This window comes from Pseudomonas sp. B21-040 (assembly GCF_024748695.1).
Lineage (GTDB): Bacteria > Pseudomonadota > Gammaproteobacteria > Pseudomonadales > Pseudomonadaceae > Aquipseudomonas.
Genome location: NZ_CP087176.1, coordinates 2,939,342 through 2,962,775 on the forward strand (window position 1 = coordinate 2,939,342; position 23,434 = coordinate 2,962,775).

20 protein-coding genes are annotated in these 23,434 nt (G+C 60.1%); 6 read left to right on the forward strand and 14 right to left on the reverse strand.

Translation table 11 applies throughout. From position 1 onward, the window contains the following. Positions 1 to 29: 29 nt before the first annotated feature. The 3 genes from LOY55_RS13665 (at position 30) to LOY55_RS13675 (ending at position 3,115) form a co-directional block, all read left to right on the forward strand. Positions 30 to 794 (forward strand): IclR family transcriptional regulator, encoded by a 765-nt coding sequence (locus tag LOY55_RS13665; RefSeq protein WP_223524763.1) that lies wholly within the window; start codon positions 30 to 32, stop codon positions 792 to 794. 39 nt (positions 795 to 833) lie between these two features. After that, positions 834 to 2,051, forward strand: a complete 1,218-nt coding sequence (locus LOY55_RS13670; RefSeq protein ID WP_223524766.1) for an amino acid deaminase — start codon at positions 834 to 836, stop codon at positions 2,049 to 2,051. A gap of 131 nt (positions 2,052 to 2,182) precedes the next feature. Further along, on the forward strand, positions 2,183 to 3,115 hold the full coding sequence (locus LOY55_RS13675; protein WP_077430240.1) for a sugar kinase: 933 nt from the start codon (positions 2,183 to 2,185) through the stop codon (positions 3,113 to 3,115). 122 nt (positions 3,116 to 3,237) lie between these two features. Here LOY55_RS13675 and LOY55_RS13680 read toward each other — a convergent pair whose 3' ends face one another. From LOY55_RS13680 to LOY55_RS13745, 14 genes are all read right to left on the reverse strand, one after another. Further along, complete coding sequence (locus LOY55_RS13680; protein WP_007898282.1) at positions 3,238 to 3,513, reverse strand: peptidylprolyl isomerase; 276 nt, start codon at positions 3,511 to 3,513, stop codon at positions 3,238 to 3,240. 65 nt (positions 3,514 to 3,578) lie between these two features. Further along, the gene (locus LOY55_RS13685; protein WP_046027431.1) at positions 3,579 to 6,116 is read right to left on the reverse strand and encodes a PAS domain S-box protein; all 2,538 of its coding nucleotides are present in this window, start codon (positions 6,114 to 6,116) and stop codon (positions 3,579 to 3,581) included. Positions 6,117 to 6,304: 188 nt separating this feature from the next. After that, positions 6,305 to 8,260 (reverse strand): acetoacetate--CoA ligase, encoded by a 1,956-nt coding sequence (locus LOY55_RS13690; RefSeq protein ID WP_258668050.1) that lies wholly within the window; start codon positions 8,258 to 8,260, stop codon positions 6,305 to 6,307. 132 nt (positions 8,261 to 8,392) lie between these two features. Next, entirely contained in the window at positions 8,393 to 9,166 is a 774-nt protein-coding gene (hbdH, locus tag LOY55_RS13695) for a 3-hydroxybutyrate dehydrogenase (RefSeq protein WP_223524772.1), read from the reverse strand. A 7-nt stretch (positions 9,167 to 9,173) separates the two neighbouring features. Then, a complete protein-coding gene (locus LOY55_RS13700; RefSeq protein WP_046027428.1) occupies positions 9,174 to 10,565 on the reverse strand; it encodes a GntP family permease in 1,392 nt (463 codons plus the stop codon). 286 nt (positions 10,566 to 10,851) lie between these two features. Beyond that, positions 10,852 to 12,267 (reverse strand): sigma-54-dependent Fis family transcriptional regulator, encoded by a 1,416-nt coding sequence (locus LOY55_RS13705; RefSeq protein WP_109784719.1) that lies wholly within the window; start codon positions 12,265 to 12,267, stop codon positions 10,852 to 10,854. 147 nt (positions 12,268 to 12,414) lie between these two features. Beyond that, entirely contained in the window at positions 12,415 to 13,989 is a 1,575-nt protein-coding gene (locus LOY55_RS13710; protein ID WP_046027426.1) for an ABC transporter ATP-binding protein, read from the reverse strand. A gap of 14 nt (positions 13,990 to 14,003) precedes the next feature. Next, a complete protein-coding gene (locus LOY55_RS13715; protein WP_077430235.1) occupies positions 14,004 to 15,026 on the reverse strand; it encodes an ABC transporter permease in 1,023 nt (340 codons plus the stop codon). Continuing rightward, positions 15,026 to 16,087, reverse strand: a complete 1,062-nt coding sequence (locus LOY55_RS13720) for a microcin C ABC transporter permease YejB (RefSeq protein WP_109784720.1) — start codon at positions 16,085 to 16,087, stop codon at positions 15,026 to 15,028. The genes LOY55_RS13715 and LOY55_RS13720 overlap by 1 nt, the downstream gene beginning before the upstream one ends. Further along, positions 16,087 to 17,955: an extracellular solute-binding protein gene (locus LOY55_RS13725; protein WP_258668051.1), complete on the reverse strand. Its 1,869-nt coding sequence runs from the start codon at positions 17,953 to 17,955 to the stop codon at positions 16,087 to 16,089. The genes LOY55_RS13720 and LOY55_RS13725 overlap by 1 nt, the downstream gene beginning before the upstream one ends. A 136-nt stretch (positions 17,956 to 18,091) precedes the next feature. Continuing rightward, positions 18,092 to 18,373: a peptidylprolyl isomerase gene (locus LOY55_RS13730; protein WP_008150918.1), complete on the reverse strand. Its 282-nt coding sequence runs from the start codon at positions 18,371 to 18,373 to the stop codon at positions 18,092 to 18,094. A gap of 90 nt (positions 18,374 to 18,463) precedes the next feature. Next, the gene (locus LOY55_RS13735) at positions 18,464 to 19,345 is read right to left on the reverse strand and encodes a triacylglycerol lipase (protein WP_109784722.1); all 882 of its coding nucleotides are present in this window, start codon (positions 19,343 to 19,345) and stop codon (positions 18,464 to 18,466) included. A 410-nt stretch (positions 19,346 to 19,755) separates the two neighbouring features. Continuing rightward, positions 19,756 to 20,835: a 3-deoxy-7-phosphoheptulonate synthase gene (locus LOY55_RS13740; protein WP_258668056.1), complete on the reverse strand. Its 1,080-nt coding sequence runs from the start codon at positions 20,833 to 20,835 to the stop codon at positions 19,756 to 19,758. A 336-nt stretch (positions 20,836 to 21,171) separates the two neighbouring features. Further along, positions 21,172 to 21,300, reverse strand: a complete 129-nt coding sequence (locus LOY55_RS13745) for a hypothetical protein (protein ID WP_256594684.1) — start codon at positions 21,298 to 21,300, stop codon at positions 21,172 to 21,174. Between the two features lie 162 nt (positions 21,301 to 21,462). On the opposite strand from LOY55_RS13745, the gene LOY55_RS13750 reads away from it, so the two are divergent. From LOY55_RS13750 to uvrY, 3 genes are all read left to right on the forward strand, one after another. Beyond that, positions 21,463 to 22,221 carry a carbon-nitrogen hydrolase family protein gene (locus tag LOY55_RS13750; protein ID WP_109784724.1) on the forward strand — a complete coding sequence of 253 codons (759 nt, stop codon included), beginning with the start codon at positions 21,463 to 21,465 and terminating at the stop codon, positions 22,219 to 22,221. Further along, positions 22,222 to 22,665 carry an N-acetyltransferase gene (locus tag LOY55_RS13755; RefSeq protein WP_109784725.1) on the forward strand — a complete coding sequence of 148 codons (444 nt, stop codon included), beginning with the start codon at positions 22,222 to 22,224 and terminating at the stop codon, positions 22,663 to 22,665. 127 nt (positions 22,666 to 22,792) lie between these two features. Then, entirely contained in the window at positions 22,793 to 23,434 is a 642-nt protein-coding gene (gene uvrY, locus LOY55_RS13760) for a UvrY/SirA/GacA family response regulator transcription factor (RefSeq protein ID WP_008015884.1), read from the forward strand.

Here is a 23,434-nt window from a genome sequence, read left to right on the forward strand (position 1 = left end):
CCCGGCGAATTTGAATGGGAACCACTGACATGACCGAAGACACCATCAAGCGCCGGGCACGTGGGCTGGACCGGGCGTTCGATATCCTCGACTTCCTCAAGGAAATCGGCAAACCCCTGCGCCCGAACGAAATCGCCAGCGGCATCGGCAGTCCGAAATCCACGGTCTACGAACTGGTGGCCTCGCTGCTGGAACGTCGGGTTCTGGAGGCCGTGGGCAAGGACGGTCACGTTTACCTCGGCCGTCAGCTGTACTTCCTGGGACAGGCGCATTTGCGTCATTTCGACCTGACCCGCGAGGCTGATCATGCCTTGCAGGAGATCGTCAGCCAGACCCATGAAACCGCCCAGATGTGCCTGCTCAACGGGCGCAAATACACGGTGGCGCTGATGAAGGAAGGCGAGCGGCATTTCCGCATTTCTTCGGACATCGGCGAGAACGCGCCGATTCCGTGGACGGCGTCCGGGCGCCTTCTGCTGACGCACTTGAGTGACCAGGAAATCGTCGACTTGATCGACCACGACGACTTCATCCTGCCCAACGGCGAGCGTCTGGCGCTGGAGCAGTTTCTCCAGGAGATCCGTCAGGCCGGTATCGAGGGCTTCTTCTCTTTCGATAGTGTCGCCGACACCTTTACCCACTGCTTCGCCGCTCCGGTCAAAGACCCGACGGGCGTGGCCATCGCGACCCTGTGCATCGTCGCCCCACGGGACGATGCCAAGAACAATTACGACGCTTATCGCCGGGTGCTGATCGACAGCGCCAACAGCCTGGCCCGGCGTATCAACGAATAACAGCGGCTGCCTGCGGCCGCGAATGTGAGGAGTTCGACCATGTCTACTGCCCAAAATACTGCCGCCGTGGAAAAGGGCTTTGCCCAGACCGGCGCCAATCTGGTACGCGACGTCAGCCTGCCGGCGCTGGTGCTGCACCGCGAAGCGCTGGAGCACAACATTCGGTGGATGCAGACGTTTGTCAGCAACAGCGGTGCCGAACTCGCGCCCCACGGTAAAACCAGCATGACCCCGGCACTGTTTCGCCGCCAACTGGACGCCGGTGCCTGGGGCATCACCCTGGCGAGCGCTACGCAAACTCGCGCGGCTTACGCCCACGGTGTGCGTCGGGTGCTGATGGCCAACCAGTTGGTGGGCACGCCGAACATGGCGCTGATCGCCGATCTGCTGGCAGACCCGACCTTTGATTTCCATTGCATGGTCGATCACCCGGACAACGTCGCCGACCTCGGGGCGTTCTTTGCCTCGCGCGGTGTGCGCCTGAACGTGATGATCGAATACGGCGTGGTGGGTGGTCGTTGCGGTTGCCGCACGGAAGACGAAGTTCTCGCACTGGCCAAAGCGATCAACGCACAACCGGCGTTGGCACTGACCGGTATCGAAGGCTACGAAGGCGTGATCCATGGTGATCATGCGGTCACCGGCATTCGTGATTTCGCCGGGTCATTGGTGCGCTTGGCCGTGCAGTTGCAGGACAGTGGCGCATTTGCGATTACCAAGCCGATCATCACCGCTTCGGGATCGGCTTGGTATGACTTGATTGCCGAGGAGTTCGAAGCGCAAAACGCCGGCGGCCGTTTCCTCAGCGTGCTGCGTCCCGGCAGCTACGTGGCGCACGATCATGGCATCTACAAAGAAGCGCAGTGCTGCGTGCTCGACCGTCGCAGCGACCTGCACGAAGGCCTGCGCCCGGCACTGGAAGTCTGGGCGCACGTGCAGTCGATGCCGGAACCGGGTTTTGCGGTGATTGCCCTGGGCAAGCGCGATGTGGCCTACGACGCCGGTTTGCCGGTGCCGCTGCTGCGTTACAAGGCCGGGGTGATCCCGGCCAACGGCGATGACGTCAGCGCCTGCAAGGTGACAGCGGTGATGGATCAACACGCGTTCATGACCGTCGCGCCGGGGGTTGAATTGCGGGTGGGCGACATCATTTCGTTCGGCACCTCGCACCCGTGCCTGACGTTCGACAAGTGGCGTACCGGGTGTCTGGTGGATGAACAGCTGAATGTCATCGAAACCATGGAAACCTGTTTCTAAGGCTTGATACCGAGGTGCGGCAATCGCGGGCAAGCCCGGCTCCTACAGGGGTTAGACGATCCCTGTAGGAGCGGAGCTTGCTCGCGATGAGGCCCGCCCAGACAACAAAGAAACACCAGAGACCCCACACAATGCACACCATCAACACCCTGGGGCCAGATGCCCCACGCATCGCCCTGATCGGCGAATGCATGATCGAGCTGCAACATCGCGCCGACGGCAGCCTCCAACAAAGCTTCGGCGGCGATACCCTGAACACCGCCGTCTACCTGGCCCGTGAACTGGGCGAGCGCGGTATCGTCGACTACGTCACGGCCCTGGGCGACGACAGTTTCAGCGATGCGATGTGCCAGCACTGGGCCAGCGAAGACATCGGCTTGGGCATGGTCCAGCGTTTGCCCGGTCGCTTGCCCGGTTTGTATTGCATCCAGACCGATGCCGCCGGTGAGCGCCGTTTCCTCTACTGGCGCAACGAAGCCGCCGTGCGCGATTGCTTCACCACGCCAGCGGCCGCGCCGATCCTGGCGGCGCTGCCGGATTACGATGTGCTGTATTTCAGCGGCATTACCCTGGCGGTGCTCGGTGTGCAAGGTCGGGAAAAGTTGCTGGAAACGTTGATTGAGGCCCGTCAGCGAGATGCGCGGATCGTCTTCGACAACAATTATCGGCCACGGCTGTGGACTTCAGTCGAAGAAGCTCGCGCGGCGTATCGCAGTGTTTTGCCGTATGTGGACCTGGCGTTGCTGACCCTTGAGGACGAGCAGGCGCTGTTTCATTTCTCCAGCGGCGAGGCGGTGTTCGAGGCTTACGAGCAGATCGGTACGCCGGAAGTGGTGCTCAAGCGTGGCGCCGAGGCCTGTTTGATTCGTTGCGACGGCGAGATGTTCGAGGTGCCGGCGCAGAAGGTCGAGCGCGTTGTAGACACCACGGCGGCGGGGGATTCGTTCAGTGCGGCGTATCTGGCCAGCCGACTCAAGGGCGGGAGCCCGGCCGAGGCGGCGGAGGCGGGGCATCGATTGGCAAGCCGGGTGATTCAGGTGCCGGGGGCGTTGATCCCAAGATAGCGGTGGATGGCCACTGGCTGCGCCATCGGTTCGCGAGCAGGCTCGCTCCGACAGTGGATCTTCGGTGTTCACAAAACCTGTGGGAGCGGGCTTGCCCGCGATGGGGCCCAACAGCCAACCGATCAATCCCGGTAAAACACCTGCACCAGGTGATACCCGAACTTGCTCTTGATTGGCCCATGCACCACCCGCAGCGGTTTCTTGAAAATCACCGCATCAATGACCCCGACCATCTGCCCCGGCCGAACTTCACCCAGGTCGCCGCCGCGCTTGCCGGACGGGCAGGTGGAGTACTTTTTGGCCAGCACATCGAAGGCTTCGCCCTTGGCGATGCGTTGTTTGAGCTGCTCGGCTTCTTCCGAGGTTTTCACCAGAATATGGCGGGCTTGAGCTTTCATTGGGGCATACCTTGCAACGGTGGTGGCTATGTTGGTACCAGCGGGGCGCGCGATTATGCCTTAACTCAGTCCGGTTGGCCGATCATCGTGCGAATCTTGTTGGCCAGCAGATCAATGGAAAAAGGCTTGGCGACCATGTCCATGCCTTCTTCGAGGAACCCCTGGCGTTCGGCGGCTGTTTCCGCGTAACCGGTCATGAACAGCACTTTCAGTCCCGGGCGATGCTGGCGGGCGATCTCTGCCAGCTGCCGTCCGTTCATGCCCGGCAGCCCGACATCGGTCACCAGCAGGTCGACGCGCAAATCAGATTCCAGCAAGGGCAGGGCCGTTGTCGCATCTTCGGCTTCGTAAGCGTGGTAACCCAGCTCTTTGAGCAGATCGAGCACCAGCATGCGCACCGCCGGATCATCTTCCACCAACACCACGGTTTCCCCGGCAATCGCTGCGGGTGCCTCGCCCGTCACCGGCGTCAGCACGTCCTGCGGTTCCATGGCGTGCAGGCGTGGCAAATACAGGCGCACGCTGGTGCCCTGGCCCGGCAAGCTGAACAGGCTGACATGCCCGCCCGATTGCTGGGCGAAGCCGTAAATCATCGACAACCCCAGGCCGGTGCCCTGGCCGATGGGCTTGGTGGTGAAGAACGGGTCGAACGCCTTGGCCAATACCGACGGTGTCATGCCGGTGCCGTTGTCGCTGACGGCGATCATCACGTAGTCCCCGGCCTTGACCGGTTCCACCGTGGTGATGTCGCTGCCGTCGAGGTAAACATTCGCCGTTTCGATCAGCAGTTCGCCGCCACCGGGCATCGCATCGCGGGCGTTGATCACCAGGTTGAGCAGGGCATTTTCCAGTTGGCTGACGTCGGTGCTGATCGACCAGACTTCATCGGCCAGTTGCAGTTTGAGCTCGATGTGGTCGCCCTTGGTCCGGCTGAGCAAATCCTCCAGCGAACGCACCAGCTCGTTGGCATTGAGCGGCTTGCGATCCAGTGACTGGCGACGGGAGAACGCCAGCAGGCGATGGGTCAGCGCGGCGGCGCGGTTGGCCGAGGACACGGCGGCTTCGGTAAAACGGCCAATCTCGGCAGTACGCCCGTCGGCGATGTAGCGCTGCATCAGGTCGAGACTGCCGATGATCCCGGTGAGCATGTTGTTGAAGTCATGGGCGATACCGCCGGTGAGTTGGCCGACGGCCTCCATTTTCTGTGCATGACGCAAGGCGTCCTCGGCACGCTCGCGTTCGACCATCTCGTTCTGCAGACGCTGGTTGGCTTCGGCCAACTGCTGTGTGCGGGCGGCGACGCGCTCTTCCAGGGTTTCGTTGAGGTTGCGCAAGGCTTCCTCGGTCTGCTTGCGCTCGGTTTCGTCGATTACAAAAATGTAGAAACCATTCACCGCGCCGTCCGCACCGTGGCGCGGCAGGTAATTCATCAGCGCCTGGCGCAGGCTGCCGTCACGGTGTGGCGTGCTGATACTGAAACTGCAGGGCTTGCCCTTCAGGGCTTCGCCGATGTATTCGGCGCGCAACGCATAGGCCTCGTCACCCAGCACTTCACGAATGGTTTTGCCAAAGAGCTCTTGGGGCGTCAGGCCGTACCAGTCCAGGTAGGCGGAATTGTTCAGGCGAAAACGCTCTTCACTGTCGACGTAGCTGATCAGGATCGGCATGGCATTGATGATCAGTTGCAGCTCGGTCTGGCTTTGGCGCAGCGCCTGTTCGGTGTGTTTGCGCTCGGTAAGGTCCAGCGCCGCCCCGAGAAAACGCATCGGCCGGCCATGGTGATCCTTATAGCAACGACCCCGGGCAAACACCCAGCGCAACTGGCCGTCGGGTTGCAGCAGGCGATACTCCTCGGCGTACTCGGTGCCATGGGTGATGCAGTGCTTGATGCTGCGCGCGATCATCGCCCGGTCTTCGGGGTGCACGCCGTGCAAGTACTCGCTGATGGGTAACTGCCCGGCCAGTTCCGGGTTGACGCCGTGCAGTTGGGCGAAATGGGCATCGGCGAGGAAACGGTCTTCGCCGATGTCCCAATCCCAGGTGCCGACCGCGTCGGTGGCGGCCAAAGCCAGTTGCAGGCGTTGCTCGGTTTCGCGCTGGGCCTTGAGGCTCGCGGCTGAGCGCTGTTCAAGCTCCAGCGCGATACGGCGGCGTTCGTTGGTTTCAATGGCGGTGACCAGGATTCCGGCGACCTCGGCGCTTTCATCGCGGATCGGGCTGTAGGTCAAATCCAGCCAGAAGTCGGAATCCGCACCGTCACGCTGCAAGGTAAAGCGCTGTTCGCTGTAGGTGCGTACCTGGCCCTGTAGGACAGCGCTGTAAATCGGGTCGGTAAAGTCCTGGAGATCTGGCCAGATTTGATGCGTCGGCTGTCCGAAAGCGTGTGGATGCTTGCTGCCGGCGAGGAGGGCGAAGCCATCGTTGTAAATCTGTGTCAGTTGCGGACCCCACAGCAACAGCATTGGCATCGGTGAGTGGATCACGATATCCACGGCGGTGCGCAGGCTCTGTGGCCAGGTGCCGGCCGCGCCCAATGGGGTGCGTGTCCAGTCCAGCCTGGCAATCAAGGCCTGGGCATCGCTGCCGATGGGGAATGCGTTCATCAAGTCGTCCTGCGTTTAAACCGGTGTGGCGGCGTCTGCTTTTCTCGTAGAGGGGTAGACGCTGGATGGCCCGTTTGGGGTCATTATTTTTGCATTGAATGCTTTGCGGGCGCTTTTTGCCATGGAAATCGATGCGCTGTCAGCCCCGCGGGCCAACTGTAATGACGCTGACCCACAGGGAAACATTTTCAATCCTGCAGTTCGGGGCGGTTTCGGAACTGTTCCAGCGCCTCGGGATTGGCCAGTGCATCGGTGTTTTTGACCTTTTGCCCATGCACCACATTGCGTACCGCCAACTCGACGACCTTGCCGCTGATGGTCCGTGGAATATCGGTCACCGCGACGATCTTCGCTGGCACATGCCGGGGCGTGGTGTTGTCTCGAATGACCTGACGAATCTGCTGTTGCAGCGCTTCATCGAGTTCAACGCCCTCACGCACGCGCACAAACAGCACCACCCGCACGTCTCCCTGCCATTGTTGACCAATGGCCACGCTGTCCAGCACTTGCGGGACTTTTTCCACCTGGCGGTAAATCTCCGCCGTACCGATGCGCACGCCGCCAGGGTTAAGCACCGCGTCCGAACGGCCATGGATCATCATCGCGCCGTGCGGCAGTTGTTCGGCGTAATCGCCTTGGGCCCAGACACCCGGGAACTGGCTGAAATACGAGGTGTGAAGCTTCTCCTGCTGCGGGTCATTCCAGAAACCGATGGGCATCGCCGGAAAGTGCCGGGTGCACACCAATTCACCTTTTTCGCCAATCACAGGCTTGCCGTCGTCGTTCCAGACTTCGACCGCCATGCCCAGGCTTTTGCCCTGAATCTCGCCACGGCATACCGGTTGAAACGGATTGCTGTTCACGAAGCACGAAACGATGTCGGTACCTCCGGACATCGAGGCCAGGCACAGGTCAGTCTTGAAGTCGCGATAGACGTAATCGTAACTCTGCGGTGACAGCGCGGAGCCGGTGCAGAGCAGGGTTTTCAGGCTGCTCAGGTCGTGACTTTCGCGCGGTTTGACGCCGTTGCTTTCCAGGGTCGCGAGGTACTTGGGGCTGGTGCCGAAGACGCTGATGCACTCGTCGTCGATCAGGTCGATCAAGCGTTGCGGGTCCGGATGGAAGGGTGAGCCGTCGTACAGGACAACGGCGCTACCCACCGCCAGCGCCGAGACCAGCCAATTCCACATCATCCAGCCGCAAGTTGTGTAGTAGAACAGGCGGTCGCCGGCGCCCAGATCACAATGCAAGCCGTGTTCCTTGACGTGTTGCAGCAGTACGCCACCGGTGCTGTGGACGATGCATTTCGGCACGCCAGTGGTGCCGCTGGAATAGAGGATGTACAGCGGATGAGCGAAGGGTACGGGGACGAAATCCGGTTCACCGCCGACGTCGTAGAAATCCTCCCAGAGCGTGACATTGGCCGGGGTGTGGAAGTCCACGATGTGTGCCTGCGGCTTTGCAAAAGGCACCACGATCAACTGCTGCAACGACGGCAGGCGTTCCAGGATTTCATTGATTTTGCCGGTCTGGTCGATGTCCTTGCCGGCATAGTGGTAACCGGCGCAGGTGACCAGTACTTTCGGTTCGATCTGGCCGAAACGGTCGATCACGCCCTGGGTGCCAAAATCCGGCGACGAACAGGACCAGATCGCCCCCAGGCTCGTGGTGCCGAGCATGGCCACCAGCGTTTGCCAGGTGTTGGGCATGCACGCCGTTACGCGATCACCGAGGCCGACACCCGCAGCGATCAGGCTGTGTTGGAACCCGGCAACGTGCTCGGCGAGTTCCGCCCACGTCAGGTGTTCGCGCTGGCCATTCTCGCCAATGGCAATCACCGCGATGGCATCGTCGCGACGGCGTAGCAGGTGTTCGGCAAAATTCAGGGTGGCGCCGGGGAACCACTGGGCGCTGGGCATTTGCGTGCCCTCGACCAACACCGCATCCGGCTGATCGTGAAAACGGACGTCGAAGAAATCGACGATGGCTTGCCAGAAGTCTTCGCGATGATCGATGGACCATTGGTGCAGGGCGGGGTAGTCATCGATATGGATGTGGTGTCGCTGACTGATGGAACGCCGAAAGGCGTCCATGCGCGTCTTGGCGATTCGCTCGGCGCTGGGTTGCCAGAGGATGTCGGACATGATTTGCCTCTTCTTCTCTCGTTCCCACGCTCCGCGTGGGAATGCCTCAACGGACGCTCCGCGTTCGGCACTTGGGACGCAGAGCGTCCCGGGCTGCATTCCCACGCAGAGCGTGGGAACGATCAGGGTGGGTTACTGCGCCAACCACCCGCCATCAATATTCCACGCCGCGCCACGTACCTGGCTGCCGGCTTCGCTGCACAAAAACAGCACCAGTTCACCCAGTTGCGGCGGCGTCACGAACTCCAGCGACGGCTGCTTCTCGGCCAGTAAATCATGCTGCGCCTGTTGCGGATCAACCCCGGTCGCGGCGCGGTCATCAATCTGCTTCTGCACCAGAGGCGTCAGCACCCATCCCGGGCAAATCGCGTTACAGGTGACGTGGGTCGTCGCGGTTTCCAGGCCGACCACTTTGGTCAAGCCGATCACTCCATGCTTGGCGGCGACGTAGGCAGCCTTGCCCGTCGACCCGACCTGGCCATGCACCGAGGCGATGTTGATGATCCGCCCCCAATTCTTGGCCCGCATGCGCGGCAGGCACAGGCGGGTGCTGTGAAACACCGACGACAGGTTGATCGCGATAATCGAATCCCAGCGTTCCACCGGAAACTCTTCCACCGGCGCCACATGCTGGATGCCAGCGTTGTTGACCAGAATGTCGATGCCACCGAACTCACGGTCGGCATAAGCGACCATGTCGGCAATCTGCGCCGGGTCGCTGACGTCGGCCGGATGATGACCGACCTTGCCGCCGAACTGCTGGACTTCGGCAATCACCTTGGAGGCGTCGCCGAAACCATTGAGCACCACGTTCGCGCCAGCCTTGGCCAGGCTGAGCGCGATGCCCAGGCCGATGCCGCTGGTAGAACCGGTGACCAGCGCAGTTTTGCCTGTAAGAGTCGTCATGAATACCTCACACAATGCCAGTGGCGTAGAAAGTGCCGATGACCACGAAGACCGCCAGGGTCTTGATCAGCGTAATACAGAAAATGTCTTTGTAGGCCTCGCGGTGCGTCAGGCCGGTGACCGCCAGCAACGTGATCACGGCGCCGTTGTGCGGCAAGGTGTCCATGCCGCCACTGGCCATCGCGGCCACACGGTGCAGCACTTCCAGCGGAATGTTGGCTGCATGGGCAGCGGCGATGAAGTCATTGGCCATGGCCGCCAGCGCAATGCTCATGCCGCCCGACGCAGAACCGGTGATGCCGGCCAGCAAGGTCACGGTAATCGCTTCATTGACCAGTGGGTTGGGGATGCTCTTGAGCCAGTCGGCCAGCACCAGGAAGCCTGGCAACGATGCGATCACCGCGCCGAAGCCGTATTCCGAAGCGGTGTTCATCGCCGCGAGCAACGAACCGCTGACTGCACTTCGGCTGCCTTCAGCCAACTTGCCGCGAATCGCCTGGAAGCCGAACACCAGCACCATGATGATGCCGACCAGCAAGGCTGCCTGAACCGCCCAAATCGCGGTGAGCTTGGCGATATCGGTGGTGACCGGCGCCGCCATACCCGGCAGCGCGAGGCTGTGGGTCTTGCCGTACCACTGCGGAATCCACTGGGTAAACAGCAGGTTCATGATGCCGACGGCCAGTAGCGGCGACAGGGCGATCCACGGGTTGGGCAGCTTGATGTCGGCAGCAGTTTCCGGCTCGTTGCGCAGTTCGGTGCCATAACCTTCACCGGCAAGCTGAGCCTTGTTGCGCTGGCGCTGAAGAAACAGCATGCCCGCGCAGAACACGAAGATCGCGCCGATCACACCCAACCACGGCGCCGCCCACGCGGTCGTGTTGAAGAAGGTGCTGGGGATGATGTTCTGTATTTGCGGAGTGCCGGGCAGGGCGTCCATGGTGAACGAGAATGCGCCGAGGGCGATGGTTGCCGGGATCAAACGCTTGGGGATGTTGCTCTGGCGGAACATTTCGGCGGCAAACGGATACACCGCGAAGACCACCACAAACAGCGACACGCCGCCGTATGTCAGCAGGGCGCAGACCAGCACAATCACCAGCATCGCCTGGCGCGTGCCGAGCAGGCGAATAGCAGCGGCGACGATGGAGCGCGAGAAGCCGGACAACTCGATCAGTTTGCCGAACACCGCGCCGAGCAGGAACACCGGGAAATACAGTTTGATGAAGCCGACCATTTTCTCCATGAACACCCCGGTAAAGGCTGGGGCGACGGCGGAAGGGTCAGTGAGCAGGACGGCGCCGAGGGCGGCAATCGGAGCAAAAAGGATAACGCTATAGCCACGGTAAGCAGCCAGCATCAACAGCGCGAGCGCTGCCAAGGCAATGATCACACTCATGGTGTGTCTCCTGGATTGTTATTTTTGTAGGGTAGATCTGTTGTGGAAAAGGCCTATAGCGAGATTCGTGCCAGAGGCTAGAGGCCTTGAAATACAAGGGGGTGTGCCGGAAATGGTGCGGGTATCTGGAGGGCTTGTCTCTACATTGAGACTTGTTTGGCAGTGATGGCCTCACCGCGGGCAAGCCCGCTCCCACAGTTTGACGGCGTTCTCCTGAAAAATAGCTGACCCTGTGGGAGCGGGCTTGCCCGCGAAGGTCTGTCTAATAATTGAGATTCGTGTCTCTTTATAGAGACTCGTCAATCCCGAGCGCCACCATCTTCTTGTACAACGTCGACCGACCCAACCCCAGCCGCGCCGCAGTTTCAATCACCTTGCCCCCGCATTGCGCGAGTGCGGACTCAATCAACTGCCGGTCAAACCGCTCCCGAGCCTGGCTAAACGTCTCGTGCGCAACCGGCTCAATCATCAGCGGTGCCACTCGCTCCACCGGCGTGAAGGTGCCAATCGCCGCACGAATCTCGTCGGCATCCAGCAGCAGATCATCACTGAGCAACGCCGCCCGCTCCAGGACGTTGCGCAGTTCTCGAATGTTCCCCGGCCATGCGTGCTGGCCCAACACCTCCAGCGCCTCGCGGTTCAGTTCGTGCTGACTGCGCAGTTCCTCAAGAATCGCTTCGCTGAGTGCCGGCAGGTCATCGAGGCGTTCACGCAGCGGCGGCACGTGGATGGGCAGCACGTTGAGGCGGTAGTACAAATCCGCGCGAAACTCGCCGCGTTTGATCGCGGCCTCAAGGTCCGTGGAGGTCGCGGCAATCACCCGCACATCACTCTGGATCACTTCGTTGGAACCGACCGGCTCGAATTCCTTTTCCTGCAAAACCCGTAGCAATTTGCTTTGCAGCGGCAGCGGCATGTCGCCGATTTCATCGAGAAACAAGGTGCCGCCCTGGGCGATCTGCAATTTTCCGGCGCGGCCCTTGCGGTCGGCACCGGTGAAGGCGCCGGGGGCGGTGCCGAAGAATTCCGCTTCCAGCAACGATTCGGGAATCGCCGCGCTGTTGATGCTGACGAAGGCTTTATGTGCACGCGGCGAAGCACCATGGATCGCCTGCGCCAGCAGTTCCTTGCCGGTGCCGGTTTCTCCGAGCAGCAACACCGGCGAGTCGGCACTGGCGCTGCGCCGGGCCCGGCGTTTGACTTCCAGGCTGGCGGCGCTGGTGCCGATGAAGTGGGCGAAATTGTATTTGGTTTGCCGCGCCCGCAGCAGCGAGCGGGTGGACGCCAGTTCTTCCTGCATGCTCATGTAGCGCTTGAGCATCGGCGACAGGCTGCGCAATTCGTCGAACAGGGCAAAACCGATCGCGCCGATCACCACACCGGCATCGTCATGGATCGGCAGGCGCATGACCACCAGCGGCTCTTTCGGCGTGTCCTGCATGTCCAACAAAATCGGGCGCCCGGTGCGCACCACTTCACGCAAAAGACTGCCGGGGATCACGCTTTCGCAGGCCTTGCCGATGGCGCCTTGCGCCGATTCCAGACCGAAACGCCGGGCGTAACGCTCGTTCATCCACACGATGTTCGCATCGCGGTCGACAATCACCGTGCCTTCACTGGACTGCTCGATGATCTCGAACAGCGAACGGATCGCCAGCAGACGGACCCGTTGGTAATCCTTGAGGCTTTCGGTGGTGTTCATGGGTTTTATATCCAGAAAGTGTGGTGTCTGGGGCGGGCCTCATCGCGGGCAAGCCCGGCTCCCACAGGTCTAACGCCGTACAACCTGTAGGAGCCGAGCTTGCTCGCGATGCGGGCGACGCGGTCTCACTGCCTGTTGAAATGATGCCTACCGCGGATGCGCCGCCGCCAAAAGCTCTTTGGTGTACGGATGCTGCGGCGAATCGAACACATCATGGCTGGCGCCGCTTTCCACCACTTTGCCGTCCTTGATCACAATCATGTCATGGGCCAGGGCTCGCACCACCGCCAGGTCGTGACTGATGAACAGGTACGTCAGGCCATGTTTTTCCTGAAGCTGGCGGAGCAGGGCGACCACTTGTTTTTGTACCGTGCGGTCCAGCGCCGAGGTCGGTTCGTCCAGCAGGATCAGCGCCGGTTTGAGCACCAGCGCCCGGGCAATCGCGATGCGCTGACGTTGGCCGCCGGAAAATTCGTGCGGATAGCGATGGCGACTTTGCGGGTCGAGGCCGACTTCTTCCAGTGCCCGAATCACTTCGGCCTTGCACTGTTCGTCGGTCAACTGGCTGTGTACCTCAAGGCCTTCGCTGATGATCTGTGCCACCGACATGCGTGGGCTGAGGCTGCCATAAGGGTCCTGGAACACCACCTGCATTTTCTTGCGCCATGGTCGCAGTTGTTTTTGCGTCAGGCCATCCAGTGCCTCGCCCTGAAAGCGAATGCTGCCTTGGGAGTCGAGCAAGCGCAGGATCGCCTGGCCTAGTGTCGACTTGCCCGAACCGGACTCACCGACGATGCCCAGCGTCTTGCCGCGCTGAATGTTGAGGCTGATGCCGTCCACGGCATTGAGGTAAGTCTTGCGCTGAAACAAACCACCGCCGAGAGCGAACTGCACGCGCAGGTTGTCCACTTCCAGTACGTTCTCGCGCTCATCACGGGGCAGGGCTTCACCCTCCGGCTCGGCGTTGAGCAGGATGCGGCTGTAAGGGTGTTTTGGCTCGGTAAAAATCGTTTCGCACGTGGCCTGCTCGACGATTTCCCCGGCCTTCATCACGCAAACACGCTGGGCAATGCTGCGCACCAGGTTGAGGTCATGGCTGATCAGCAGCAGCGACATGCCGAGCCGGTGTTGCAGCGATTTGAGCAGGATCAGAATCTTGCGCTGCACCGTGACGTCCAGCGCCGTGGTCGGTTCGTCGGCAATCAGCAACTCAGGCTCACAGGCCAGGGCCATCGCAATCATCACGCGCTGACGCTGACCACCCGAGAGTTGATGGGGGTAAGCTTTGAGCCGCTCCTTGGGCTTTTGAATGCCGACAAGGTGCAGCAACTCAAGGATCCGCGCTTGCGCCGGTTTACCGGTCAGGCCTTTGTGCAGAAGCAGGGTTTCGCCGATCTGCTTTTCGATGCTGTGCAGCGGATTGAGCGACGTCATCGGCTCCTGGAAAATCATCGCGATCCGGTTGCCGCGCAGTTCCCGCAGCACTTTGGGCGTCGCGCCGAGCAATTCCCTGCCGCGATAACGAATGCTGCCGGTGGACTCGGTGCCGGTTTCGGGCAGCAGTTGCAGGATCGAATGGGCGGTCACCGATTTACCGGACCCCGACTCGCCGACCAGCGCCAGGCATTCACCGGGGCGGATGTCCAGGCACAGCTTGCGCACCACGGTTTCACCACTGAAGGCGACGCTGAGGTCACGGATTTCGATCAGGTTGGTACTCATATCAACAGTCCGCGTCAGGATCTCGGATCGAAAGCATCACGTAATGCCTCGCCGATAAACACCAGTAAAGAAAGAATCAATGCCAAGGTGAAAAACGCCGTCAATCCCAGCCACGGCGCCTGCAGGTTCTGCTTGCCCTGGCCGATCAATTCGCCCAGCGATGCGCTGCCCGCTGGCATGCCGAAACCCAGGAAATCCAGGGCCGTCAGGGTGGAAATCGCCCCGGTGAGAATGAACGGCAGGTAACTCAGGGTCGCGTTCATCGCGTTGGGCAGAATGTGCCGCACGATCACTTTGCGATCCGTCAGGCCCAACGCCCGGGCGGCTTTGACGTATTCCAGGTTGCGCCCTCGAAGGAATTCGGCGCGCACCACGTCGACCAGTGCCAGCCAGGAAAACAGCGCCATGATCCCCAGCAGCCACCAGAAATTCGGTTCGACAAACCCCGAGAGAATGATCAGCAGGTACAGCACCGGCAACCCGGACCAGACTTCCAGCAAGCGCTGGCCAATCAAGTCGACCCAGCCGCCGTAATAACCTTGAAGCGCCCCGGCGGCAATGCCGATCAGGGCGCTGACAAAGGTCAGCATCAACGCAAACAGGATTGACACTCGGGCGCCGAAAATCACCCGGGCCAATACGTCCCGGGCCTGATCGTCGGTGCCCAGCCAGTTCACATCCGAGGGTGGGCTCGGCGCGGGTTTGTTGAGGTCGTAATTGGGTGTGTCGTCACTGAACGGGATCGGCGGGAACAGCATCCAGCCGCCATCCTGTTTGATCAGCTTTTGCACATAGTCGCTGCGGTAATCCGCCTGGAACGGCAATTGCCCACCGAACGCCTGCTCGGTGTGGCGTTTGAACACCGGGAAATACCATTGCCCCTGATAGCTGACCACCAGCGGCTTGTCGTTGGCGATCAACTCGCCACCCAGCGTCAGCATAAAAAGACCGATGAACAACCACAGCGACCACCAGCCCCGGCGGTTTTTCTTGAAGCGCTCAAAACGGCGTCGACCCAACGGCGAGAGCTTGAACATCAGGCATTCCTCGCGGCGAAGTCGATACGCGGGTCGACCAGGGTGTAGCAGAGGTCGCCGACGAGTTTTATCAAGAGCCCGAACAAGGTGAAGATAAACAGCGAACCGAACACCACCGGATAGTCTCGGGAGACCGCGGCTTCATAGCTCATGCGGCCCAGGCCATCGAGTGAGAAAATCACTTCGATCAGCAAGGAGCCCGCGAAAAACACACTGATGAATGCCTGCGGAATACCCGACACCACCAGCAGCATCGCATTGCGGAACACGTGCCCATAAAGCACCCGGCGCTCGCTCATGCCTTTGGCGCGGGCAGTGATCACGTACTGGCGGGTGATTTCATTGAGGAACGAGTTCTTGGTGAGGATGGTCAGCGTGGCAAATCCGCCAATGACCAGCGATGTGACTGGCAACACCAGGTGCCAGAAGTAGTCGGCGATTTTGCCCACGGTCGACAGGGACTCGAAATTGTCCGAGACCAGCCCGCGCACCGGGAACCAGTTCAGCGAAGTGCCTCCGGCAAACACCACGATCAGGAACATGGCGAACAGGAACGCCGGCATTGCGTAACCGATGATGATCGCGGTGCTGCTCCAGATATCGAAATGGCTGCCGTGGTGCACGGCCTTGCGGATGCCCAGGGGGATCGACACCAGATAAGTGATGAGCGTCGCCCACAGGCCGAGGGAGATGGTCACCGGCATTTTTTCCAGGATCAGGTCAGTGACCGTGGCGCCCCGGAAAAAGCTTTTACCGAAGTCCAGCCTGGCGTAACTGGTGAGCATCAGCCACAGGCGCTCATGGGCGGGTTTGTCGAAACCGTATTGCTTTTCGATGTCCTTGATCAGTTGCGGGTCGAGCCCGCGACTGGCGCGCGAAGTGCCGGTCATGCGTTCACCGGCGCCGCCGCCGACGGTCGCGCCGCCGATGCCTTGCAGGTGCGCAATCGCCTGTTCCACCGGACCGCCCGGCGCGGCTTGGACGATGATGAAGTTGACCAACAGGATGATCACCAGCGTCGGGATGATCAGCAGCAAGCGCCGCAGTGTGTAAGCCCACATCAATGCGGCCCTCCGGGTTTGCCACGACTGATTTGCTCAGCCGTCATTTGCTGGTTGGTCAGCGCGGTGGTGCTTATTTCCCACCAGCTCTCGATGGCTTCGTCATTGCTGGCCTGCACGTTGGGCCGGCCGAACCGGTTCCACCAGACGGTCGATGTGCCCGGTGGGTAATAGTTGGGAATCCAGTAGTAGTTCCATTGCAGTACCCGGTCGAGTGCGTGGGCGTAGCGCAGCATTTCCGGCTGGGTGGTGGCGCGGACCAGTCCGGTGATCAAGGTATCGACCGCCGGATTCTTCAGCACCATGTAGTTGTTGGCACCGGGGTCGTTGGCCGAGATCGAGCCGAAGTAATTGAACAGCTCGCCGCCGGGTGAGGTGGTGACCGGGTAGCCGGTGACGATCATGTCGTAGTCGCGGCTCATCAGGCGATTCACGTATTGGGACGAATCGATCCGGCGGATGTTCAGGTCGATACCGATCTGTTTCAAGGTGCGCTTATAAGGCAGCAGCAAACGGTCCATGCCGTTCTGGCTGACCAGGAAAGTGAAGCTCAGCGGCTCGCCTTCGGCGTTGACCAGTTGATCGCCATCGGGTTTCCAGCCGGCCTGTCCGAGCAGGTCCAGTGCTTGTAATTGCTTGTCGCGAATCACACCGCTGCCATCGGTTTTCGGTGCTTCGAAGACCTTGGTGAACACCTCGTCCGGGATCTGGCCGCGCAACGGCTCAAGAATGGCCAGTTCCGCTTTATCCGGCAGTTGCCGCGCAGCCAGGTCGGTGTTGGAAAAGAAACTCTGCTGGCGAATGTACATGTCACGCATCATCTGCCGGTTGCTCCATTCGAAATCCCAGAGCATGACCAGGGCCTGACGCACGCGGCGATCCTGGAACATCGGGTTTTGCAGGTTGAAGACAAACCCTTGGGCCGGTTGCGGCGCGTCGGTTGCCAGGTGCGCCTTTTGCAGGCGACCGTCGCTCAAGGCCGGGCTGTCGTAGCCGATGGAGTAGCCGGTGGCGGAGAATTCGCGGTTGTAGTCATAAGCACCGCCGCGCAACACCTGGCGCGCCACGTCGGTGTCGCCGAAGTACTCGATGCTGAAATGATCGAAGTTGTACAGGCCACGGCTGACCGGTAAGTCTTTGCCCCACCAATTGGCGTCGCGCTCGAAAGTGATGCTGCGACCGGAATCGACTTTGCTCACTTTATAAGGGCCGCTGCCCAAAGGGGCCTCGTAGCCGCCGCCATTGGCGAAGTCGCGGCTCTTCCACCAATGCTCGGGAAACACCGGCAGTGTTGCGATGTCGAGGGGCAGGGTGCGGTTTTCATTGCTTTTGAAGTCGAACCGGACGATCAGGGGTGACTCGACTTCCACGCCTTTGACGTCAGCGAATTGGGTGCGATAGCGCAGGCTGCCTTGGGTCATCAACAAGTCGAAGGTGTAGCGCACGTCTTCTGCCGTGATCGGTTTGCCATCGGCAAAGCGGGCCTTGGGGTTGAGATAGAGGCGCAGAAACAGGCCGTCGTCCGAGCGCTCCATCTTTTGTGCGACGAGGCCGTATACGGTGTAAGGCTCATCCAGCGAGCGCTGGGCCAGCGGCGAGTAGAGCAAACCGTCAATTTGCGTCACGCCGATACCCTTGTCGATGTACGGCAGCATATGGTCGAAATGACCGATTTCGATTGCCGAACGTCGCATCGTGCCGCCCTTGGGCGCCTGTGGGTTGGTGTAGGCAAAATGACTGAAGCCGGCGGGATACTTCGCGGGTTCGCCGTACACGGTCAACGCATGTTGCGGTGCAGCATTCACACCGGCGGCGGCCAATAGCAGCGCCACGGCAGTGAACAATAATGTGGGGAAAGCCAGTCGCATTGTCAGCCTTAGAGCCGGAGGATCGAAAAGCACAATTTGTACGCTAGCGGCGCGTCCCTCGCCAGCCTAAAAACGTATCCGAAACAGAACGGCCCGCCAATTGGCGGGCCGTTGCACGTAAAGCCTGGCGGATCGATCAGTCCTGACGACTGGTCACTTCCAGCAAGTGATAACCGAATTGGGTTTTCACCGGGCCTTGTACGACATTGATTGGTGCGCTGAAAACGACGGTGTCGAATTCCTTGACCATCTGGCCTGGACCGAACGAACCCAGGTCGCCGCCCTGACGGCTGGACGGGCAGGTGGAGTTGGCTTTGGCGACTTCGGCGAAATCAGCGCCGCCTTCGATTTGGGCTTTGAGTTCGTTGCACTTGGCTTCCGAGGCAACCAGGATGTGACGGGCAGTGGCTTTGGCCATGGGAAATACTCCTTTCAATAATCTGCGTACAGTAAAGTGCGCAGACTACCGGATTCAGTGCTCCATTTCTTGTCAAAAGTTCCGTACGGTTCAAAGGCCGGCGTTTCTCAGGCGCTCGGCATGTTGGACATACAATGCCGCAGGGTCGATGCCTTTGCGACCAGGACTGGCGGTGTGACCCAGGCTGCTCAAATGATCCAGGGAATAGTCGGAGCGGATCACTTTTCCCAAATGTGAACTGTAGCGGCCGACCATGCCGTCATTTTGCTCCGCTTCAGTCGTGAAGTATTGGGAAAAGGCGCGGAGGAACCCGTGCAACGGATCGAGCGCATCCAGTCCCTCATCGAGCCTGTTTCCCTGCAACGTTCCGCTCCAGGAGTAGTACCGCACGCCGTTGACCAGTTCGCGCCCTTTGCCGCCCCAGGTCCTCGGCAACCCTTGAGGGAACTTGTCGTTGAAAGCGCCTACGCCTTCAGTGGTCAGAGCATTAAGCGCAGCGACAGCGTTTTGTGGCAGGTGCACGTTGCCGCTGAGTAACGACACAAAATCGGCGAACAGCGTCGCAATCGTTGCTGCGACATGTTCCGGCAGCCGCCCGGGCGTCAGCGCCTTGCGCAGGAAGTCGGCCAGTTCCGAGCCGTGGTTCGGTCCACTGACCGAGGTGACCGAAGCAATCATATGGGGGGCTATGGCCGCCGCATAGCGTGCCGCCAATGCCCCTTGGCTGTGGCCGATCAAGTTGACCTTGCCGGCGCCGGTTCCTTCCAGGACCCGATTGATCTGTGCCAAGAGTTGGTCACCACGTGCTTCGTTGCTATGGGTAGCCGAGAGGTGAGGGATGAACACCCTGGCCCCCGCACTTCGCAGGGATTGCTTGACGTTATGGAAGAGTTCGTTTGTGCCGATCCGATCAAAGCCGAAGAGCCCATGGACCAGCAGGATAGGGTACTGGGTGGTAGCGTTCCGTAGCATGTTGATTCCTTTTTCGCAGTCGTTCAGAGGTGAGCAGATGGGCCCACTCTAAAGCACCCCAACGGTTCGGCGATGTATGAAGAATCCGCTGTAAGCTGATGAAAAAGGTATAGAAAAAGTAGGAAAGTTCGAATGTGTTTGAGGTCTTGTTCGGAATATTTCGACATCTATTTATCTGTAACAACGCGTTGTTCCGCGATGGCCTACTCAGGAAACACCTTTACCTGTCAGCAATGTCCCTGTTTATGCCATAACGCAATCTGTAGCAGCTGGCGAAGCCTGCGTTCGGCTGCGCAGCAGTCGTAAACCTGAGTTTGCGGTCTACCTGAAACACCGCATCGTCTGATTTCACGACTGCTGCGCAGCCGAACGCAGGCTTCGCCAGCTGCTACAGAAAGTGCGTTAGCCGTTTATTGATTCTGGCGCTGCGCCCGCAGCCGGTCGGCGGCCTGGCGCAACAACTGTTCCGTGCCTTCCCAGCCAAGACAGCCATCGGTGACCGAAACGCCATAGCGCAGCGATGGACTCAGGGGTTGGCAGCCTTCGAACAAATGGCTCTCGATCATCATGCCGATCAGCGACAGGTCGCCTTGCAGGCGTTGCTCGAGCACATCGTTGAACACCGCAGGTTGCCGCGCCGGGTCTTTTCCGCTGTTGGCATGGCTGCAATCGACCATGATTCGCGCCGGGATCTTGAGCCGGGTCAAATCGCGGTTCACCTGGGTGACGCTGTCGCGATCGTAGTTCGGCCCATGGTGTCCGCCGCGCAATACGAGGTGAGTGTCGGGGTTGCCGGGCGTCTGGATGATCGCGGGATGTCCCTGGCTATCGACGCCGAAATGGCGGTGCGGATGCGCAGCGGAGCGCATGGCGTCGCTGGCAACGGCCACGCCGCCGTCGGTGCCGTTCTTGAACCCGACGGGCATGCTCAGGCCGCTGGCCATTTCTCGGTGGATCTGCGATTCAGTGGTGCGGGCACCAATCGCCACCCAGCTCAGCAAGTCGTCAAAGTAGCCGACTGCCATGGGTTGCAGCAGTTCGGTTGCAATCGGCAAGCCGAGACGAAGCATTTCACGCATCAGTTCACGCGACAGCGTCAAACCGCCGGCCATGTCATCACTGCCATCGAGATGCGGGTCATAGGCCAGGCCTTTCCAGCCGACCGTGGTGCGAGGTTTTTCGACGTAGGCGCGCATCACCAGCAGCATTTCATCGCTGACATCGGTGGCGAGTCGGGCAAGATTGGCCGCGTATTCGAGGGCGGACTGTGGGTCATGAATCGAGCAAGGACCGACGATCACCAGCAAACGGGAATCTTCCCCGTTGAGAATCGCGCGGACCGCATCGCGGTGGGCAGCGACTTGCCGGGTCAGGGCGTTGCTGAGGGGCAATTGCTGTTTGAGTTGCAACGAGCTGGGCAGACGCAGGGTCAGCGCTTCGTTGGCAGGGCTCAAGGTGGACAGCGGCAGAGCAGAGACGGACGAGTTCATATTCAGGCTTCCTGGGCTGGCGGCGGGTTCGTTCCCGCGCGCTCGGCCCTACTGGGGTGTTCGACAATTGGCCGGATTGGCTTCGTGTGTGTGCTTGCCACCTGTAGGTGACCGATCGGAGGCGGCAGGCTGTCCCGAGCGGAGGCTGCTAAATCGCCAGGCGGAAAAACTGTCGTAACGGTAATAAGTGGCGTAGTTCATGTCGTGAATCCTCAAATTGTCTGGTGTGCTGCAAAAATGTTCGGGGCTGAAAAAACAAAACCCCCGGTCGGGAGGCCGACCGGGGGTTTGGAAAACTCTGGCGGCGACCCGTTTAAAGTGGGCGCCGTGTGGGTATCAGGCGCGCCAGTGGCTAAACCAATACCCAAAATAAAAGCTGACCGAAGCACAGACGTCATTCACTCGCGCAGCCGCCACCGAGCGCAGGGCGCTGATCGTTGCAAGCTGTGAGAGGGTGTTGAACATGGTCTGTCTCCGATGAATGTGCCTGAGCTTACTAGAGGCCGGTGCGCGGTTTCAATCAGAAAATGCTATCGCTCACCGGCAGCGGTTTCTATCGCTTGAGCACGGGCCGCTTTATGACACACTTGGTTTTTTGCCCGCCCTCTAACGTCGCAAGGATGAAGCATGACGCCATTGACCATTGCCGCCGCACAATCGATTTCCGTCGCGGGTGATCTCGCCGCCAACATTGTTTGGCATCAACGTTTCATGCAGGTTGCCGCGGAGCAGGGCGTTCAGTTGCTGGTCTTTCCGGAACTGTCATTGACCGGCTATGAGCGGGGGGTGGCGGCCGATCTTGCGGTTGTACCTGATGCGAAAGAGCTGCAGCCATTGCGCGATTTCGCCCGCGAAGTCGGTGTGACCAGTGTCGTCGGAATGCCGATTCGACTGTCGGACGATTCGCCGGTCCTGATTGGTGCGCTGGTTTTGGGCGCTGATGGTTCGCTTGGGGTTTACAGCAAACAGCATCTGCACCCCGGCGAGGAAGTAGCGTTTGCGCCAGGCAATGGCGGATCGATGCTGAACATTGGTGGCGATACCGTCGCGTTGGCGGTGTGTGCGGATTTTTCTCACGCCAGTCACGCTGCCGCTGCTGCGCAGCAGGGTGCCGACCTTTATGCCGCCGGTGTGCTGATCACTGAAAGCGGCTATGCCCCGGACTCGGCGCTCCTGAAAGGCTACGCCGGCACTCATTCAATGACGGTGCTGATGGCAAACCATGGCGGTGCGACCGGAGGCTGGGAGTCAGCCGGACGCAGCGCAATTTGGGCGCCGGACGGTTCGCTCATCGTGGCGGCGAGCAGTGCCGGGAACGTGATGGTGGTGGCTCGCCGTGATGCAGGCGGCTGGAAGGGCAGTGTCGTAGACGTTTCGGAGGCTTGAATGGCGTTCCAATGGCGTGCGGTCTTATCCGCGGATCTCGACTTCGCGCGTACGCTCACCTGCACCAACATGCTGCGCTATTACATTCAGTACGATCTGCTTTGGCTGGATGAAGCGTTTGATGTCGCTTGGGCGGGGCGTGAGAATCGCTTGATTGTGCGCGATGATGCCGTGCTGGGTTTTGTCAGCCTGAGTCGCGATGCGAGGGCCTTGTACATCCGTGAATTACAGGTCCTTGAAGCGTTCCAGGGGCAGGGCGCAGGTTCGTGGGCAATCGATCAGGTATTCGATATTGCAGGCGAGGAACGACGCCCGGCCTTGCGCTTGACTGTTTTTGAAAATAATCCGGCAAAAAAACTTTACGAGAGAAAAGGCCTGAAGGTGGTCGGTCAAGACGAGTGTTTCCTGAGAATGCAGCGGGATGTCGGCGGACTTCATCGCTGAAACACGCTGGCGACAAGCCTTTCATGACGTATTGATACTTTTTATATGACGCTTGCCGCTAGGTCTGCCCATTGCTTTTTGCTAAGGTGTCCGGCAACCCAATAAGACCATTTCGCGAGGTGTCTGCTTGATTAGGGTGCTAGTAGTCGATGACCATGATCTCGTTCGTACAGGCATTACACGAATGCTGGCTGACATCGATGGCCTGCAAGTGGTCGGCCAGGCTGAGTCAGGGGAAGAATCCCTGCTGAAAGCGCGTGAGCTGAAACCCGATGTGGTCTTGATGGACGTCAAGATGCCCGGCATTGGCGGTCTTGAAGCCACGCGCAAACTGTTGCGCAGTCATCCGGATATCAAAGTCGTCGCAGTCACCGTCTGTGAGGAAGATCCGTTTCCTACACGGTTGTTGCAGGCCGGTGCCGCAGGTTATCTGACCAAGGGTGCCGGGTTGCCGGAAATGGTCCAGGCCATTCGCCTGGTGTTTGCTGGCCAACGCTATATCAGCCCGCAAATTGCCCAGCAATTGGCGATCAAATCTTTCCAGCCGACCAATGATTCGCCCTTTGATGCATTGTCCGAGCGCGAAATCCAGATCGCGCTGATGATTGTCGGCTGTCAGAAGGTACAGATCATTTCCGACAAGCTTTGCCTGTCGCCCAAAACGGTCAACACCTACCGTTACCGCATTTTCGAGAAGCTTTCGATCAGCAGTGACGTGGAGTTGACGCTGTTGGCGGTTCGTCACGGCATGGTCGATGCCAGCCTCTGA

Bases quoted from the DNA above. Each gene is read 5' to 3' on its own strand.
- LOY55_RS13735 (WP_109784722.1), bottom strand. From the start codon at position 19,345: ATGCTACGGAACGCTACCACCCAGTACCCTATCCTGCTGGTCCATGGG.
- LOY55_RS13705 (WP_109784719.1), bottom strand. From the start codon at position 12,267: ATGAACACCACCGAAAGCCTCAAGGATTACCAACGGGTCCGTCTGCTG.
- LOY55_RS13740 (WP_258668056.1), bottom strand. From the start codon at position 20,835: ATGAACTCGTCCGTCTCTGCTCTGCCGCTGTCCACCTTGAGCCCTGCC.
- LOY55_RS13750 (WP_109784724.1), top strand. From the start codon at position 21,463: ATGACGCCATTGACCATTGCCGCCGCACAATCGATTTCCGTCGCGGGT.
- LOY55_RS13675 (WP_077430240.1), top strand. From the start codon at position 2,183: ATGCACACCATCAACACCCTGGGGCCAGATGCCCCACGCATCGCCCTG.
- LOY55_RS13730 (WP_008150918.1), bottom strand. From the start codon at position 18,373: ATGGCCAAAGCCACTGCCCGTCACATCCTGGTTGCCTCGGAAGCCAAG.
- LOY55_RS13700 (WP_046027428.1), bottom strand. From the start codon at position 10,565: ATGAGTGTGATCATTGCCTTGGCAGCGCTCGCGCTGTTGATGCTGGCT.
- LOY55_RS13755 (WP_109784725.1), top strand. From the start codon at position 22,222: ATGGCGTTCCAATGGCGTGCGGTCTTATCCGCGGATCTCGACTTCGCG.
- LOY55_RS13715 (WP_077430235.1), bottom strand. From the start codon at position 15,026: ATGTTCAAGCTCTCGCCGTTGGGTCGACGCCGTTTTGAGCGCTTCAAG.
- LOY55_RS13710 (WP_046027426.1), bottom strand. From the start codon at position 13,989: ATGAGTACCAACCTGATCGAAATCCGTGACCTCAGCGTCGCCTTCAGT.
- LOY55_RS13680 (WP_007898282.1), bottom strand. From the start codon at position 3,513: ATGAAAGCTCAAGCCCGCCATATTCTGGTGAAAACCTCGGAAGAAGCC.
- LOY55_RS13720 (WP_109784720.1), bottom strand. From the start codon at position 16,087: ATGTGGGCTTACACACTGCGGCGCTTGCTGCTGATCATCCCGACGCTG.
- LOY55_RS13685 (WP_046027431.1), bottom strand. From the start codon at position 6,116: ATGAACGCATTCCCCATCGGCAGCGATGCCCAGGCCTTGATTGCCAGG.
- LOY55_RS13725 (WP_258668051.1), bottom strand. From the start codon at position 17,955: ATGCGACTGGCTTTCCCCACATTATTGTTCACTGCCGTGGCGCTGCTA.
- LOY55_RS13690 (WP_258668050.1), bottom strand. From the start codon at position 8,260: ATGTCCGACATCCTCTGGCAACCCAGCGCCGAGCGAATCGCCAAGACG.
- LOY55_RS13665 (WP_223524763.1), top strand. From the start codon at position 30: ATGACCGAAGACACCATCAAGCGCCGGGCACGTGGGCTGGACCGGGCG.
- hbdH (WP_223524772.1), bottom strand. From the start codon at position 9,166: ATGACGACTCTTACAGGCAAAACTGCGCTGGTCACCGGTTCTACCAGC.
- LOY55_RS13745 (WP_256594684.1), bottom strand. From the start codon at position 21,300: ATGTTCAACACCCTCTCACAGCTTGCAACGATCAGCGCCCTGCGCTCG.
- LOY55_RS13670 (WP_223524766.1), top strand. From the start codon at position 834: ATGTCTACTGCCCAAAATACTGCCGCCGTGGAAAAGGGCTTTGCCCAG.